The organism is Thermonema rossianum DSM 10300 (assembly GCF_000426825.1).
Lineage (GTDB): Bacteria > Bacteroidota > Bacteroidia > Cytophagales > Thermonemataceae > Thermonema > Thermonema rossianum.
Genome location: NZ_AUGC01000008.1, coordinates 66,623 through 82,850, shown reverse-complemented (window position 1 = coordinate 82,850; position 16,228 = coordinate 66,623). Strand labels below are relative to the sequence as shown.

Here is a 16,228-nt window from a genome sequence, read left to right as displayed (position 1 = left end):
GCCGGTAAAGCTTGTGCTTACCGGCTTTTTTCATGATATTTACCCTAACACCAAATCCGCAAAACGCTATGGCTTCTATATTTACCAAAATCGTGCGTGGCGAAATACCCTGCCATAAAATTGCCGAAGATGAGCGTTATCTGGCTTTCCTCGACATCATGCCCGTAGCCAAAGGGCACACGCTGGTCATTCCCAAAGAAGAAATAGACTATATCTTTGACCTGCCCGACGACCTGCTGGCCGGCTTGCACGTTTTTTCAAAAAAAGTAGCCAAAGCCATCGAGGCGGTGGTACCCTGCCAACGTATTGGCGTGGCAGTAGTCGGTTTGGAAGTACCTCATGCCCATGTCCACTTGATACCGCTCAATTCAATTCATGATATTAACTTTGCACACCGGATGAAAGCCACCCCCGAAGAATTGGCTGCCGTGGCTGCATCCATCAGAAGTGCATTTGAAAAACAAAACACTTAATTATGGCAAACAACAAAGTGTATCTCGACTTTGAAAAACCCATCGCCGAACTGGAGGCGAAGCTTGAAGAAATGATTCAGATGGCAAAAGAAAAAAATACACATAGCTTTGATGAAGCTATCAACAGTCTGAAGGAAAGCATTCAGAAATTGAAAAAGGAAACCTACAGCAACCTGACCCCCTGGCAACGTGTGCAGCTGTCGCGCCATCCCGAACGTCCCTACACCATGGACTATATCCGCGCGCTCTGTGAAGAGTTCATTGAGCTGCACGGCGACCGCCAAGTGCGCGACGACAAAGCCATTGTGGGCGGCTTCGGGCGCATCGGCGAGCAAACCATCATGTTTATAGGGCATCAGAAAGGGCGCAACACCAAAGAGCGCCAATACCGCAACTTTGGCATGGCCAACCCCGAAGGCTACCGCAAAGCCTTGCGCCTGATGCGACTGGCTGAAAAATTTGACAAGCCGATTGTCACGCTCATAGATACGCCCGGTGCCTTTCCCGGCATGGAAGCCGAAGAGCGCGGTCAAGGGGAAGCCATCGCCCGCAACCTGCGCGAAATGTTTCGTATTAAAGTGCCCATCATCTGCATTGTCATTGGTGAAGGGGCTTCAGGTGGTGCCTTGGGCATAGCCATCGGCGACCGCGTGTATATGCTTGAAAACACCTGGTATTCGGTCATATCGCCCGAGTCCTGCTCTTCTATTCTGTGGCGCAGCTGGGATTACAAAGAGCAGGCTGCCGAAGCGCTCAAGCTCACAGCCGAAGACATGCTCAACAATAAACTGATTGACGGCATTATTCCCGAACCGTTGGGCGGCGCCCATCAAGACCCGGAAACGACCTTCCAAACAGTGAAGGAGTTCATTTTGCGTGATATCGAAACGTTGAAAAAAGAAGATACGACGCAGTTGCTGGCTGCCCGTATCGACAAATTTTCACGCATGGGCGTATTCATTGAAAACCCGGCTTAAAAACAGAAGAGAACCAATGCAATTACACGTTATAGAAACCGGCTTTTTTAAATTAGACGGTGGGGCGATGTTTGGCATCGTCCCTAAGTCTATATGGCAACGCTATGTGCCTGCCGACGAAAACAACATGTGCACCTGGGCCATGCGCTGTTTGCTCATCGAAGACGGCAACCGTCTCATACTCATAGACACGGGCATTGGCAACAAGCAGCCTGAAAGCTTCTTTAAGCACTACTATCTGCATGGCGACGACAGCCTGCTCGGCTCTATTCAAAAAGCGGGCTTCTCACCTACCGAAGTAACGGATGTCATCCTTACCCACTTGCACTTTGACCACGTGGGCGGTGCCGTGCAGAAACAAGGAGAGCGGTATAGCCTGACTTTTCCCAATGCACGCTACTGGTCTAACACGCGCCATTGGGAATGGGCTACGCACCCCAACGCCCGGGAAGTACACTCTTTCTTGCAGGAAAACTTCATGCCCATTAAGGAAAGCGGGCATTTACACTTTATAGAAGAAGGGCAGCCTTCGCCTTTCGAGCACATCGATTTCTTTTTTGCCGACGGTCACACGGAAAAACAGCTGATTCCCATCATCCATTATGGTAAACAGCGGATTGTGTACGCTGCCGACCTTATTCCTTCTCATGCCCATATACCGGTGCATTATGTCATGGGCTACGACGTGCGCCCCTTGCTTACCTTCGAAGAGAAAGCCCGCATGCTCGAAGAAACCGTACAAAACGATTATGTGTTTTTCTTCGAACATGATGCCCGCCATCAATGCGCACGCGTGCATCGCACCGAAAAAGGCATCCGCCTGAAAGAAACCTTCCCGTTGGAAGCTGTTTTATAAAAACGCAATCTTTTGCAGCGCTTTGTTGTTATCGTAACAGAACAACTCTTCATCACGTCATGACAACTTTTCTTTTTACCATAGGCATTTTCGCTATCTTTTTTGTTTTCTTGGGCTTACGTCTGCTGCTGGGCAAAGACGAAAGTGTGCGCGGCACCTGTGCTTCTCAAAGTCCCTTCCTGCGTGAAGAAGGCGCCGTTTGTGGTTTCTGTGGAAAGCCCGTAGATGACTGCCCCAATGATAAAAAAGACAGTGACGCGGCAGAGCCGGCACCGCTGCCTAAAATCGGCTAAAAAGCGGCATAGGCTTTGCGCCGAAGCAGGAAGTCCATTATCACCATGGCTGCCATGGCTTCTACAATGGGCACGGCACGCGGTACCACGCAGGGGTCGTGCCTTCCTTTTCCTTCTATGATTGTTTTTCCCCCCTGCTCATTTATGCTTTCTTGGGGACGCATGAGGGTAGCTACCGGCTTGAAGGCAACCCGGAAGTAAATGGTTTCGCCATTGCTGATGCCACCTTGTATGCCACCGGAATAGTTGGTGCGGGTGCGCACGCGCCCGTGTTCGTCTGTGTAAAACAGGTCGTTGTGCTGCGAGCCCCGCATCTTCACCCCCTCGAAACCGCTGCCATATTCAAACCCTTTGGCAGCATTGATGCTCATCATGGCTTTAGCCAGTTCGGCATGCAGCTTGTCGAAAACGGGCTCTCCCAAGCCGGGCGGTACGCCCTCGATGACTCCACTGACCACACCACCTATTGTATCGCCCTCTTTGCGTACCTGCCGGATCAGCGAAATCATAGCATCGGCTGTGTGAGCATCCGGGCAGCGCACCTCATTGCTTTCCACGGCTTCGGAATTTAGCTCATGCCAAGCCTTTTGCAAGGCTATTTCGCCTACCTGCGACACATAAGCCCATATTTTAATGCCCTCACGACGCAATATCTGCTTGGCAATGGCGCCGGCTACCACGCGGGCAGCGGTCTCCCGGGCAGAGCTTCGCCCCCCGCCCCGGTAGTCACGAATGCCATATTTGACAGCATAAGTATAGTCGGCATGTGAAGGGCGAAAAGCGTGTGCCAGATGTCCATAATCCTTGCTTTTGGCATCGTGATTACGAATAAAAAAAGCAATGGGCGTGCCGGTGGTTTTTCCTTCGAAGATGCCGGAAAGGAACTCTACCCGGTCGCTTTCCTTGCGCTGCGTCACTATTTTGGACTGCCCGGGACGCCGCCGCTCCAGTTCCCTTTGAATCTCCTCTTGGTCCAGTTCAATATTGGGCGGACAACCGTCTATCACGCCGCCAATGCCCGGTCCATGGGATTCGCCGAAGGTGGTCAGACGGAATAAAGTACCGTATGTATTCATAGCTGATTCTTTTTTACAAATATAAACAACAGAATTTCTTTGCTGCACGAAGGCAGCTTGCAAACAAAAAACGCCCTGCCAGGCGGCAGGACGCTTTTGCTTAATTTGTCTTGTCCTATGTAACGTCATCAGTTTTGCACTGACAAACGCTTAATGGTTTGATTGCCTTGGTTATCAATTACCTGTAACAGGTAAATACCTGCTTTTGTTTTCGATAAGTCGAAAGTAGTTTCGGCAGTAGTTACGGTGCGCTCCTCAATCACTTTGCCTTGCATGTCCATCAGGCGCACGGTGTAAGCTTCGCCGCTGATGCCACCCGCAATAGACAGTGTTGCAAAATGCATGGCAGGATTCGGATAGATGTTTACTTCCATACCAGATACTGTATGTGCTGCCACAGCCTCACGTGCCGCCACTATATTCACCGTATAATCTTCCACTTCGCCATAAGTAAAGGTTTCGCAAGGCGACGGATAGGCGTTGTACTTCATAGACACACGCATGCGGGTAGCACCGGTCAGTGCAGAAGAAGGCACTGTAAAGCTGCCCGATATGCTCGTAGAGGTAGTACGGGCGCGGGAATATACCAATTCGCCTGCGTCGTCGAAGTCACCATCTTGGTTGAAGTCAATCCACACGCGGTAAGCCTCACGGTACTTGGTACCGGACCATGCCGGTGTGATGTAAATGGTGTAGCTGCTTCCTTTGGCTAAGTTGGTAGAAAGCGAAGTGAAGTCGGCATAACCGCCATTGTTGCCGGAATTGTTGTCGATAGAACCTAAACGCACGCGCTGAATCCACTCATCAGAGGTGTTTTGTCCTGCCGAGCTGCAGTAAGTAACGGTACCCGCAGAGGTGGTGACTGTTTGGGTTGCAGACCAAGCACTGCTGCCGCCACTGCAGTTGGTGCGCACTTGCCACTCATAGGTGGTAGAAGCTGCAGCGCCGGTTACATTCAGGCTGGTGGATGTTTGTCCATTGAAGTTGGTCCAAGAGGTAGTACCTTGTGCACGCACGCGTACATCGTAAGAAACGGCACCGCTGACAGCTCCCCAGTTCAGGGTGAAAGAAGAAGCCGTCACATTGTTTGCGCTCAAGCCGGCAGGTGTATTGCAGGTAGTTGTGCCCCCTGTGCTTATATTGATGGTGTAGTCTTCCACTTCGCCATAAGAGAAGGTTTCGCAGGCGGTAGGCGCTGCGTTGTATTTCATAGACACACGCATACGCTTGGCGCCGGTAGCTGCCGAAGAAGGTATGTTCAAAGTGCCGCTTACGGCAGAGGTAGAAGGTCCGGCGCTAAATACGAGTTCGCCGGCATCGTCAAAATCTTTGTCATCGTTGAAGTCAATCCATATTCTCCAGTATTCGTTGTAGGTAGAGCCGGAGAAGCCGGGTGTTAAGGTGACGGCATAGCTGCCCCCTTGTGCTACATTCACCGTTTGAGTGGTGAAGTCGGCATAACCTCCGTTTTGTCCGGAATTATAGGAGAAAGAGCCTACTTTCACAGTTTGAATCCACTCGTAAGAAGCATCATTGCCTTTGGAAGCACAGTAAGAAGCGGGGGGCGGTGTAGAGCCACCTCCGTTTGCGAAGCTCTCGCGAGCACCACCGGGTGCAAACAAAGCACGCATACGGGCTTTCTGCCCGGCAGAGAACATGTTCATGCAGGCATCATCTACATAGTCCATGTAGTTCATGAACTGGTCGCTGGTCCATCCGCCATTGTTTTGGCAAGATTTGGAGGGGTACGAAGGGCAGCCATAGTTAGGACCACCGGCAGTGGGCGTGTCCGATACGAAATCATCCACACTACAATTGCCATCACCCCAAATATGACGCAGGTTCAACCAGTGTCCTACCTCATGGGTGGTTGTACGTCCTTTATTAAAAGGCGCTTGAACATAACCGGTACGTCCAAAATACTGCGGGCTAATAACCACCCCATCGGTAGCAGCAGGACCGCCCGGGAACTGCGCGTATCCCAAAATGCCCCCACCGATATTACATACCCAAATGTTCAGGTATTTGTCGGTAGGCCAAGCATCCACCCCACCTTTTGAGGAATACTTCATATCGTCGTTGGTGCCCCATTGCGTACGGCTTGAAGCCTTGCGGGTAATGCCGTTGGTAGGGTTGCCATTGGGGTCGGTCGAGGCCAGCACGAATTGAATTTCCACATCGGCGGCATAAGGCGCAAACTCGGCCGGCGTATTCACCTTGTCGGCATTCAAGCGGCGAAAGTCTTCATTCAGCACATCGATTTGTGACTGAATCTGCGCATCGCTGATGTTTTCATTTGAATTGCTGTAAATGACATGCACCACTACGGGAATGGTGATTACCGTGGTGGCTGCTTCGGCTTGGTTGAAAGAAGCCACATAGCGCTGTGTCTGGCGTTCGATTTCAGCCATGCGCTGTGCCATTTCGGGATGCTCTTTGAGCAAACGCTCATGCACCTGGTCGGTATAGCACACGCGGTGTTGTGCCCACCCCCAAGTGGTTAAAAGCATCAATAAAGAAAGAGTAAAGAACTTTTTCATAAGACATCGATTTTAATAAGACATGTAACATTTTGTTAAAAACAGCTTCAAATATATGGCCTACACTCAAATTATCCAAATTTTTTATTAACAATTTATTAAAACAAACAAAAAAAGCGGGCCATACAGCCCGCTTTACCTAATAAAAGCTTGAATAGTCAACACATTGAATTACAAGCCAAAGGCGTAATAGAATTTAGCACGGGGCATATCTTCATAAAAACCTTCAACCATCACCCCACCTTCTTTCTTGGCTAATTTTTCGGTCAACTCCTTCACCGAATGCACCTCTTCTTTATCAATGTGTGTGATAATGAAGCCCTCTTTTACACCGGCCGTACGCAGCTTACCCGGATACACCTTTCGCACCTTCACACCGCCTTTTATCTTGAACTTCTTGGCTTCTTCCTTGCTCAGGTCTGCCAATTCAGCCCCTAAGCGAGCCACTACTTCGGGGTTTTCGCTTATCTTGGTGATACGGGTTTCACCTTCCCGGCTTTTCAATACCACTTGTAGCTCCTTCTCTTTGCTGCCACGCAATACTTTAATGCTCACCTTATCGCCCGGGCGGTGGCGTGCAATCAACTCCTGCAATTCGGCGCTGTTGTTCACACTTTTGCCATCTACGGCTACAATCACGTCGCCTGCTTTGATACCGGCTGCTTTGGCTGCTCCATTTTCAACCAAGCTATCTACATACACCCCGGTTGTAGTGCTCAAGCCTTTTTCTTCTGCCAAAACTCCATCCACATCGCGAATCAGCACGCCCAGATAACCACGCTGCACAGAGCCATATTTCAGAATATCTTCCACCACCTTCTGAACGATTTTAGATGGCACGGCAAAGCCATAGCCGGCATAAGCGCCAGTGGGGCTGGCAATGGCAGTATTGATGCCTATCAGGTCGCCTTGCAGGTTCACCAAAGCACCACCACTGTTACCGGGGTTGATGGCCGCATCGGTTTGAATAAAAGACTCTACCGCATATTGATCGCGCAAGATGCGTATGTTGCGCGCCTTGGCACTTACAATACCGGCTGTTACCGTTGAGTTCAGGTTGAAGGGGTTGCCTACTGCCAATACCCATTCACCTACTTTTACGGCATCGGAATTTCCAAAGGGGATGGTCTTCAAGCCTTTGGCATCGATTTTCAAGACAGCCAAGTCGGTCGAAGGGTCAGTGCCCACCACTGTTGCTTTAAAGGTGCGGTTGTCGTGCAGCGTTACCTCTATTTCCTGTGCGTCGCGGATGACGTGGTAGTTGGTTACTATGTAGCCATCTTCTGAAATAATCACGCCTGAGCCGGACCCCATTTGTAACTGCGGCCGTCCGTCGTCGAAGCGCTCTATACGAAAATCAGGTCCAAAAAACTCACGGAACAAATCATCATCGAAGAAGGGTTGTATAGAGCGGTTACTCACCAGCATGGTAGATTTGATGTGCACCACGGCATCCATTACTTTTTCGGCAGTAGCCGTGAAATCAATGGGCACAAACTCGCCATTCTCATTTTGGGTAAACAAAGCCCCTTTGACCGGCATGTTGCTTACAGTTTCTACCTTGACCACCTTGGCAGGCAGCCAGTAATAAGCAGCCAGAACGGTAAGCACACTCGCCAGCAAAGCAGCGATGCCACTTACTATCCAATTTTTTTGCACTTTCATCATGGTTCCTCCTTTCTGTTTTTTTATTAACGGGTGTTTCCTGCTTTATTTCGCATAAAAAACGGATATTCCCTTTCTTTTAGTATAAACAAACAAAACACAGACCGTTGCCACTATTCAAGACATCTTGTCAGAAAAAAGCGGTTACAAAAGACAAATTGACAAACAAGAAGGCTTTATAAAAAAGCAGAGCATTGGTGAGCCGGCAAACTACTTTTCAAAAGAAAAGAAAGGGCAAGCATGATAGATTTTTCGAAGAAAAGGTTGAACTTTGCAGGCAAATCAAAAGCATAATGGAAACAATTGTTTTAAACGGTCAATCGCTCGACATAGAATCGGTATATAAAATAGCCCACCGCCAAGCCACTGTGCGTCTGTGCCCCACAGCCATGCAGGCGGTCAAGCGCAGCAGCGACTTCGTGCAAGCTCAAGTCAAAGAAAAACGTGTGATTTATGGTGTTACTACGGGTTTTGGTGCCAATGCCGCCAAAGTCATCAACGATTACGAGCAAGCACAAGCCCTTCAGCGTAATTTGTTGCTGTCACATGCCACGGGCATAGGTGCGCCCTTCGACGAAGCCACCAGCCGCGCCATCATGCTTATCCGCCTCAATACGCTCATGGCCGGCCATTCAGGCATCCGCCCTTTGGTACTGGAACGCCTGGCTTTCATGTTGAACGCAGGGGCATACCCTGTCATTCCCTCGCAAGGCTCGGTAGGTGCCAGTGGTGACCTTTGCCCTCTGGCTCACATGGCACTGCCCTTAATTGGCGAAGGCGAAGTGATATGGAAAGAGCAACGCCTGCAGGCAAAGGAATGGCTAAGCATGCAAGGGCTCGCCCCTTTGGAACTATGGCATAAAGAAGGCATTGCCCTGCTCAACGGCACCACTGTCATGAATGCCATCGGTGCCTTGACTGTCATGGAAGCCGAACGTCTGTTTTTACTTGCTTGCCTGACAGCCGCTGTTTGTTTCGAAGCATTATGTGCCCGCACTCAAGCCTTTGACCCGCGCATTCATCATCTGCGCCGCCACCAAGGGCAGCAATATACGGCCGCTTTGATACGGGCAGCCACCGAAGGCAGCCGCCTCATGGGCTTGCAAGCCGGCGATTTACTGAAGGCACTTCCTGCCGAGTTATGGCAACACATAGAACAAGCACCGGCAGTAGCCGGGCAGCTGAAACGATTGATGGAAGGCAAGATAGAACCCTTTCCGCAAGAGGTGTACCGTCTGCTGCCTTTGCGCGAACAACAACCTTCATGGAAACAGTGGCGAAATATCTTTTCTATCATAGAGAAAAAAATATCGCCCCAAGACGCCTATTCGGTGCGCTGCACCCCACAGGTGCTGGGCGCCAGCATAGAAGCCATTCAACATGTGCGCACCGTGGTGGAACAAGAGTTGAATGCAGTGGTGGACAACCCTCTGTTGTTTGTAGATGAAGGCGACGCACTCTCCGGGGGCAACTTCCATGGGCAGCCTTTGGCACTGGCACTTGACTATCTGAAGATAGCGCTTTGTGAAATAGGCAATCTGCTGGAACGGCAAATCAACAAGTTGGTAGATGAGCATACCAACGACGGACTGCCGGCATTCTTGGTGGAAGACACTTCGGGACTACACTCCGGGCTCATGATTCCGCAATATGCTGCTGCCGCCTTGGTTTCTGAAAACAAGGTACTGGCCCATCCGGCATCGGTGGACTCTATTCCGACCTGTGCCAATCAGGAAGACCACGTAAGCATGGGCACCATAGCTGCCCGGCAAGCAGCCGAAATACTGCAGAATGTGAAAAAGATTGTGTGCATTCACCTGCTGTGCAGCACGCAGGCACTTGATTTGCGCATCCGGCAACTGGGCGACCTGCTGCCTGTGCAGACGGGCAAGGGCAGCGCTTGGCTACATGAAAAGCTGCGCCACCATGTTCCTTTTGTAAGCGAAGACCGCTTTTTGCATCGCGACCTGCAAACCATTGAGCGTTTGTATGAGGAACTTACAGCGCAGGCGCAAGCGTTTTTTGGTGAAATCGGACAAGATTAAGCTGTAATTTTTATGCATACCATTCTGCCATATGAGGGATGGCTCGTCTTCTATGATGCATCGGAAGACGAGCGCTCCCCTTTTTACGGCAAGCAATATGACTTTTCGCACTATAACCAAGCCATTTACAACTACTACATAGACCCGGCGTGGGACTTTTTCGGCTCGGAAACACTTTATATGAAGTTGCTTTACTGCAACTATCACGAGCAGCTTGCCATCATTGAGTTGATGGGCGAATGGAACGATACGCTTTACAACGACATCATGCACTTGAAGCGCAACATCATTGACCGCCTGCTGCGCCAAGGCATCCGTTTCTTTATTCTCATTGGTGAAAATGTGCTTAACTTTCACGGCTCCGACGACGCTTATTATGAAGAATGGTTCGATGACCTGGACGAAGGCTGGATTTGTGCGCTCAATTTCCGCCCACATGTCTATCAAGAGTGGGAAAAATATGACATTGATTATTACATACATTATGGCGAAAGCCTGAACATGCTGGCATGGCGCACACTGGAACCCCTGCAGTTGTTTGAAGCGGTAAAAAACATTTTAAACCGCCGTATTGCCCTTTCATGACACAAAAGAGCAGCTTGCTCCCCCTGCCCTGCCACCCAAGTCTTAAAGCAGTGACCGGGCAACCAAAGTTGGCAGCATTCGTTTCTGTTGTTTATCTTACTTGGCATTGAAACAACAGAATAAGCGACACGCGTCCATGCAACAAAACAAAGAGGATAGGCAGCCGCTGCACAAGCGCCAACAGAAAGCAGCACGCCGTTTGGTGCGTGTGAGTCAATTCCTCTTTGTGGGACTTCTTGCCATCAATATCCTTTACAGGCTTTTTATTCCTACTTTAAAACGTGCCATTTCCGAATGGATATATTATCAAAGTGAAGGTGTTTACAGCCTGGAAATTGAAAACGTCTTCATTGATTGGCAGGACGGCAGCCTGTTACTCAAAAACATAGTCTTGCAAACTGACAGCAGCCGGTGGCAGGCGGCAGTTCAAACATACCGCACACAGCCTGTTGTTCAAAGTCAATTGGCACTGTTGCGCATAGAAGATATTGACTGGTGGCGTTATTGGCGCCACGACAGCCTTTTTATCCGGAAGATAAGCATTCGAAACGGACAGCTCCATTGGCAACAGCAAGGCAGCCGTTCATCCGGTGAACGCAAACTGAACTACTATCGCATCACCCGTGCATTTTTGGAAAGTGTGCAGGCTGTTACGCCCTCGTTACGCATCGGAGAAGTGGAAATAGACAGCTTGTCTTTATGGTTAAAGATAGACTACGAAAACGGCAGCCAAAGCCACCGGCTCGGCAGCCTTTCGAGTAACATCTATGATATTGTTGTTGAAAAGAATACTCTTCACTCGCCCCGGCGTCCATTTTTTGCACGCTATGCCACCTTTTGGCTGCATCGCTACCAAATCCGCTCATCCAAGAGCCATATGCAGCTTGCAGCTTTGCATATAGATACACGCCACCCTGACCTTTACATTCTGTCGCCTTCGCTCCAATGGACCAAAGGCAAGCTGCAGGCAGAGCGTCTTCATGTCAAGGGCATTCAGTGGACGGCGCTTTTCTTCGATCGTCGCCTGCACCTGCATTATATTCTCCTACAAGCCCCCCGCTTGCAACTTAATGGGAAATTGGCAGGAAATACCTCCTTCTTATCTCAAAAAGAAAACTGGAAACGCCGGCTTCCGGCACTCACCGGGCAATGGTTCGACGAAGTGCGTATCGACAGTCTGCACTTGTCGGATGGCAACATACAACTTCCTAAAGGCAGCGTGGAAGGCATCTACCTGCAAGCCAATGCCTTTTCGCCCACTGACAACACAAAGCCTTTTTTCTGCGAAGACATTCAGCTATTTGTGAAGAAGGTGCAGCTGCAAAACGAACGAACGCAACTCAAAGACATACAGCTACACACCCTGCGGCAACATTTGTCCATCGGGCAAATAGCCCATCGCGGCACCGGGCAAAGCCTTTATTTGCACAATGTGCGACTTACGCCCGACTTTCAAACTTATTGGAACGACAGCCGCTTGCCGATAGGTTACCTCGGTGCCCGGGAAGCAAACATTGAAGCCCAAAGTAATGGCAATACCTCAAAGGCTTTTTCATGGCAGGCGTGGTTTCGTCAGTTAAGCATACAGCGGCTTCATGTGAACAAAGGAGACCTGCTGCTGCGCTTCCCTTCTTCCCACGCACAATTGACACTGCAAGACTATAGCCTGCGCCTGCGCACCTTGCAATTCCCGCGAAAAGATAGTCTGCCCGCCTGGCAGGCATTGGGACAATGTGTAGAAGATTTTCATGCCCGCCGCCTGCAGTTCCAAAGCGACAGCTTGCAATGGGGCATGCAAAACCTGCATATACTGTCCGACACCATGGGCATAGAAGCCCGTAAGCTGTACCTTGCCAGCCCTGCCCTGGCGGCCTCTTTGCCTGTGCTCTATGTTCCCGGGCTGCGCTGGTCTGCTTTGTGGAAAGAAAAGCGCTTACACATCGATACCTTACACCTAAGCGGGCTGGAGCTGTATTTGTCTCCGGCGCTTGCAGCAAAAGACAACGACAGCACGCACGTTCTGCCTCCCGGGCAACGCCTCGCTCAATGGATACAAAAAAGCCAATGGCGCTTGTTGATTCATCATTTGCATGTCTCCGTACCTGTGTTGTATTGGCTGCCTTCAGCTTCATGTCCCCTTGAAGGGGAAATAAAAGAGCTGCTGATTCAGGCAGACAGCCTGTCTGCACAGGATTCTTTGGATGTGCTGCACAACAGTTTTTTAAGTAGGCATTTTTACATAAAGACCAAACAGGGACTTTTTTCCTTCCAAAACCAAACGAAGCTGCGCTTCGACTCGCTTACGATAGACAAGCAAAAGGCAGCTGTACAGCTGCACCGCTTCAGCCGGCAAACCCCTTCGCAGCGCTTGCGCATGGTACAAGGGCGCCTTCATGGCATCGCATGGGATTCACTATGGCAGCAGGGGCGCTTGCATGCACATAGTCTTGCTTTCATCAGACCACAAATAGAGCTTAAAGGCAAGCAGCAAGTACAAGCCGCGCCCCCCCTTTCGCTCCGGCTACTGCATCTTGATACCGTACTGGTATCGAACGCAGATGTATTGTGGCAAGACGGTCAAACACAGTATCGTATGCAGCATACCAACCTGCTTGTTGGCGCTATTGACGGGCGCTATCCGCTGCTTGACTCCCTGCATTTTTTGCGTTCTACGGCACGTTCTTTTTTCCGTCTTAGCCCCCACGATACACTAAGCTTTGCCCACATGCAGTGGGACGCGAAGGGGAGTGGCTTGCGGCTGCGCGATTTGCAGTGGCGTGCCCCACATGCACATGTTTATTTCCCCTATTTGTATGTGCAGCGCATCGACTTACCGGCCTTGCTGCATGGCGACAGCCTGTTGGTGAGCCGCATACAAGTGGGCAATGTATCTGCAAGCATAGAAAAAGACAATTGGGCAGAGCCTGTACAGGCTGCCGACAGCACAAGGGCTTTTCCTTTTGCCTACTTGCAAATCGACTCTCTGCAAGTCAAAAATAGCCGTTTACAACTTACAATGATGAGCCGGCAAGGCATCACCCGGCATAGTGTCCGGGGCATCGATGCTTATATTCAACGTTTCACGCATACCAAGGGACAAACGGACATAAGCAACGACTTTTCGCTGGCCGTCAAACACTACGAGATAGACTTTCCGGATCCGCTTTACCACCTTGACTTTCGTCATATTCATTTGCAGGCATCGCAACCCGCAGTGCAAGTAGGTGAAATAAGTGTCTTTTCGACTGTCAACGTCGATGATTTATGGAAACAGCGCCTTTATACCAAAACCATTTTACAAGCAAGAATAGAAGCGCTGCGTATTCCCCGGCTGCCGTGGGCTGCCCTGCTCAACGGCAAGGAGGTATATATTCCGCACCTTCAGGTAAAAAAGTGGGAACTGGCCGCTACCGATGACCTGCGTTTGGCTAAGAACCCATTGCGTCGTCCGCCCATGCCACATGAGCTTTTGCAGAGAAGCCCCGGTACATGGCTTATCGATACCGTCGTTTTTGAAACGGGTACCATTACTTACGAGCAAAAGCAGTGGAACAACGTAGGCAGTGGCAAAATTGGTTTTCATGATGCCCACCTGCAGATGTATCATCTGGGGAACCGACCGGACTCCTTGCCCCTGCGCCTGGAGATGGCTTCGCTGTTCATGAAGCAAGGCGTGCTGGCTATCAACATGGAAATGGCGCGCCATGGTCCGGTGTTGCAAGCTTCTTATGCAGGCACTTTGGGGCAGATGTCGGCTATTTATCTGAATCGCATGCTGGAACCCACTGCGCAAGTACGTCTGCAAACAGGCATTATCAAAAAAATCACATTCAAAGGCAGCATAGAAGACCGCCACCACCGTGGGCAAATGCTGGCTATCTATCGCAACTTCAAGGTCAGTGTGTTAGATGCGCAAGCCAAGCGCAAACGCCGTATTGTTTCAAAATTAGCCAATTTATTGATACGCAACACCAACCGCCGGAAAACGGGCACCATACAGTATGAGCGTCTTCCTTCAGACGGCTTCTTGCGTATTTTATGGCAAGGGCTGGCGTCGGGCTTGCGCGATACGCTTCTGCCCGAAATATTGAAAGAGCGGGGAAATTAGTCTTCGCCCACCAGTCAGCCGCTTTGCAAGCTTGCAAAAAGCACCTGCCACATGCCCAAAGCACTACTTTTGGCATGTCACCCAAACACAAACGAGCCATGCAAAACGTAGGTAAGTTATTGTTTGTTCTGTTGCTGTGTACCCTCAGCCGGGCTACTTTTGCTCAAAACTACTTTTACATAGGCGAACAGCGATACAAAGCTACGCCCTCCCGGAGCTTCTCTTTTCCGGGAAAGAATGAATTTTTAATAGATTACGATGGGAGCACTCCCTTCATCAATGTAAGCATAGCCAAACGAAGCAACGGTGGCTATCTGGTACTTTCTCTTTATTGCACTTTCCGTTTCAACCAATTTTCAGGCAACGTATTTCTGTACTTAAGTGACGGCTCCGTAATTAAGTGCTACGACAGAAACATGGGCGACTATGTAAACAACAAAATCATAGGTGTTTATTTACTCTCTCCTGCCGAAATAGAGCGTTTAAAACGGCATCGTATTGAAAGCATCCGGTTTTCTGTAAAACATAGATTTGAGGTGCAGTCCCAATCATACATTGCCACCGGTAGTGCAAACACAACCGAAGACGTGCGCATGCTATTTGGCAACTAAAGCAAAAAAGTGCATGTGGGGGCTTCCCCCCTCTTTTTTTAACCCTTTTTCACAAGCGGGGCATTCTTTGTGCTCTTTTGTATGCTTACTAAAAAAACACCTGTAAATATCAAAAGGGCAGCCACAACGGTATATACCGTAAGCGATGCCTTGCCCTGCCACAAATCGAGTGTGGCGGCTACCAGGGGCTGAAAGTAAATATAGAAGCCTACCACCGAAGCGTGTGTGTATTGCAGCGCCCACGCATTGAGCGAATAGGCCGTCAGCGTCGTTGCCAACACCACATAAGCCACCGAAGCAAAGACAAACCAGGGCAGCTGTTGCCATTCGGCGGCATACAAACCCTTGTAACCAAAAGGAAACACGCCTATGATTCCTATGGTAAAAAGGTAAAACATGACAACCAAGGGATGGTAACGCCGCATCAATGGTTTGACCAGCACCAGATAAGCACTATACGACAGGGCATTACCCAGCACCATCAAATCGCCCCATACGTTTGCCTGCTGCAATGCCCATTGCCCCTGTGTGATGAGCACATATCCGCCCAATCCACCTAAAAAAACGCCTGTCATGCGGCGAAAAGTAGGCTTTTCCAAGCCCATCAACAAAGAGAAGAGCAGCACAAAAATGGGACTCATGGTCATAATAACCGACGCATTGGTTGCCGTGGTACGCGCCAAGCCTTCGAAAAACAACAGTTGATTGAGTACAACCCCCAGCAGCGCACAAACGACCAGGCGTAAGCGGTGCGCCGGTTCTATACTTAAGGGCGTGCCACGCCCTATGTGCCACAAACCTAAAAGCAAGGATACGGCTGCTACACGCAGCAAAATCACGGATGAAGGTTCCAAATAATGCGGGATGACAAGCTTGGCAATGCTGTAGTTGAAGCCATAAATAAGGGCAACCAGCAACAAGGCGGCATGCACAACCCATCCGGCAGGCTTTTTCACCGACACAGTTTTACTTTTTAGTTTCGAAGCTGCAAAGATATGA

Annotated in this window: 12 protein-coding genes; 8 read left to right on the top strand and 4 right to left on the bottom strand. The window is 49.9% G+C overall.

The genetic code is table 11. The annotated features are described in order from the left end of the window. Positions 1-68: 68 nt before the first annotated feature. From K384_RS06880 to K384_RS06865, 4 genes are read left to right on the top strand one after another with little or no spacing between them, the layout of a single operon-like run. The gene (locus tag K384_RS06880) at positions 69-473 is read left to right on the top strand and encodes an HIT family protein (RefSeq protein ID WP_038030717.1); all 405 of its coding nucleotides are present in this window, start codon (positions 69-71) and stop codon (positions 471-473) included. A 2-nt stretch (positions 474-475) separates the two neighbouring features. Beyond that, on the top strand, positions 476-1,450 hold the full coding sequence (locus K384_RS06875; RefSeq protein ID WP_071837464.1) for an acetyl-CoA carboxylase carboxyltransferase subunit alpha: 975 nt from the start codon (positions 476-478) through the stop codon (positions 1,448-1,450). Positions 1,451-1,466: 16 nt separating this feature from the next. Beyond that, positions 1,467-2,306, top strand: a complete 840-nt coding sequence (locus K384_RS06870) for an MBL fold metallo-hydrolase (protein ID WP_038030715.1) — start codon at positions 1,467-1,469, stop codon at positions 2,304-2,306. A 59-nt stretch (positions 2,307-2,365) separates the two neighbouring features. Further along, positions 2,366-2,599 carry a hypothetical protein gene (locus tag K384_RS06865; protein WP_038030713.1) on the top strand — a complete coding sequence of 78 codons (234 nt, stop codon included), beginning with the start codon at positions 2,366-2,368 and terminating at the stop codon, positions 2,597-2,599. Here the strand turns inward: K384_RS06865 and aroC are convergent. The 3 genes from aroC to K384_RS06845 all read right to left on the bottom strand — a co-directional run bounded on the left by aroC (position 2,596) and on the right by K384_RS06845 (position 7,883). Further along, positions 2,596-3,675: a chorismate synthase gene (aroC, locus tag K384_RS06860; RefSeq protein WP_038030712.1), complete on the bottom strand. Its 1,080-nt coding sequence runs from the start codon at positions 3,673-3,675 to the stop codon at positions 2,596-2,598. The genes K384_RS06865 and aroC overlap by 4 nt on opposite strands. 128 nt (positions 3,676-3,803) lie before the next feature. Then, on the bottom strand, positions 3,804-6,215 hold the full coding sequence (locus tag K384_RS13585) for a GEVED domain-containing protein (protein ID WP_084147147.1): 2,412 nt from the start codon (positions 6,213-6,215) through the stop codon (positions 3,804-3,806). Between the two features lie 171 nt (positions 6,216-6,386). Further along, positions 6,387-7,883, bottom strand: a complete 1,497-nt coding sequence (locus K384_RS06845) for a Do family serine endopeptidase (protein ID WP_038030711.1) — start codon at positions 7,881-7,883, stop codon at positions 6,387-6,389. Positions 7,884-8,173: 290 nt separating this feature from the next. Here K384_RS06845 and K384_RS06840 point away from each other — a divergent pair, with 290 nt between their 5' ends. The 4 genes from K384_RS06840 (at position 8,174) to K384_RS06825 (ending at position 15,229) form a co-directional block, all read left to right on the top strand. Beyond that, positions 8,174-9,925 carry an HAL/PAL/TAL family ammonia-lyase gene (locus K384_RS06840; protein WP_038030709.1) on the top strand — a complete coding sequence of 584 codons (1,752 nt, stop codon included), beginning with the start codon at positions 8,174-8,176 and terminating at the stop codon, positions 9,923-9,925. Between the two features lie 12 nt (positions 9,926-9,937). Beyond that, the gene (locus K384_RS06835; RefSeq protein WP_038030707.1) at positions 9,938-10,510 is read left to right on the top strand and encodes a hypothetical protein; all 573 of its coding nucleotides are present in this window, start codon (positions 9,938-9,940) and stop codon (positions 10,508-10,510) included. A 136-nt stretch (positions 10,511-10,646) separates the two neighbouring features. Continuing rightward, positions 10,647-14,618 carry a hypothetical protein gene (locus K384_RS06830; RefSeq protein ID WP_038030705.1) on the top strand — a complete coding sequence of 1,324 codons (3,972 nt, stop codon included), beginning with the start codon at positions 10,647-10,649 and terminating at the stop codon, positions 14,616-14,618. 74 nt (positions 14,619-14,692) lie between these two features. Next, the gene (locus K384_RS06825) at positions 14,693-15,229 is read left to right on the top strand and encodes a hypothetical protein (protein ID WP_157630087.1); all 537 of its coding nucleotides are present in this window, start codon (positions 14,693-14,695) and stop codon (positions 15,227-15,229) included. A 38-nt stretch (positions 15,230-15,267) separates the two neighbouring features. Here K384_RS06825 and K384_RS06820 read toward each other — a convergent pair whose 3' ends face one another. Next, on the bottom strand, positions 15,268-16,191 hold the full coding sequence (locus K384_RS06820) for a DMT family transporter (RefSeq protein ID WP_051633205.1): 924 nt from the start codon (positions 16,189-16,191) through the stop codon (positions 15,268-15,270). Between the last annotated feature and the right edge of the window lie 37 nt (positions 16,192-16,228).

Bases quoted from the DNA above. Each gene is read 5' to 3' on its own strand.
- K384_RS06880 (WP_038030717.1), top strand. From the start codon at position 69: ATGGCTTCTATATTTACCAAAATCGTGCGTGGCGAAATACCCTGCCAT.
- K384_RS06875 (WP_071837464.1), top strand. From the start codon at position 476: ATGGCAAACAACAAAGTGTATCTCGACTTTGAAAAACCCATCGCCGAA.
- K384_RS06870 (WP_038030715.1), top strand. From the start codon at position 1,467: ATGCAATTACACGTTATAGAAACCGGCTTTTTTAAATTAGACGGTGGG.
- K384_RS06865 (WP_038030713.1), top strand. From the start codon at position 2,366: ATGACAACTTTTCTTTTTACCATAGGCATTTTCGCTATCTTTTTTGTT.
- aroC (WP_038030712.1), bottom strand. From the start codon at position 3,675: ATGAATACATACGGTACTTTATTCCGTCTGACCACCTTCGGCGAATCC.
- K384_RS13585 (WP_084147147.1), bottom strand. From the start codon at position 6,215: ATGAAAAAGTTCTTTACTCTTTCTTTATTGATGCTTTTAACCACTTGG.
- K384_RS06845 (WP_038030711.1), bottom strand. From the start codon at position 7,883: ATGATGAAAGTGCAAAAAAATTGGATAGTAAGTGGCATCGCTGCTTTG.
- K384_RS06840 (WP_038030709.1), top strand. From the start codon at position 8,174: ATGGAAACAATTGTTTTAAACGGTCAATCGCTCGACATAGAATCGGTA.
- K384_RS06835 (WP_038030707.1), top strand. From the start codon at position 9,938: ATGCATACCATTCTGCCATATGAGGGATGGCTCGTCTTCTATGATGCA.
- K384_RS06830 (WP_038030705.1), top strand. From the start codon at position 10,647: ATGCAACAAAACAAAGAGGATAGGCAGCCGCTGCACAAGCGCCAACAG.
- K384_RS06825 (WP_157630087.1), top strand. From the start codon at position 14,693: ATGTCACCCAAACACAAACGAGCCATGCAAAACGTAGGTAAGTTATTG.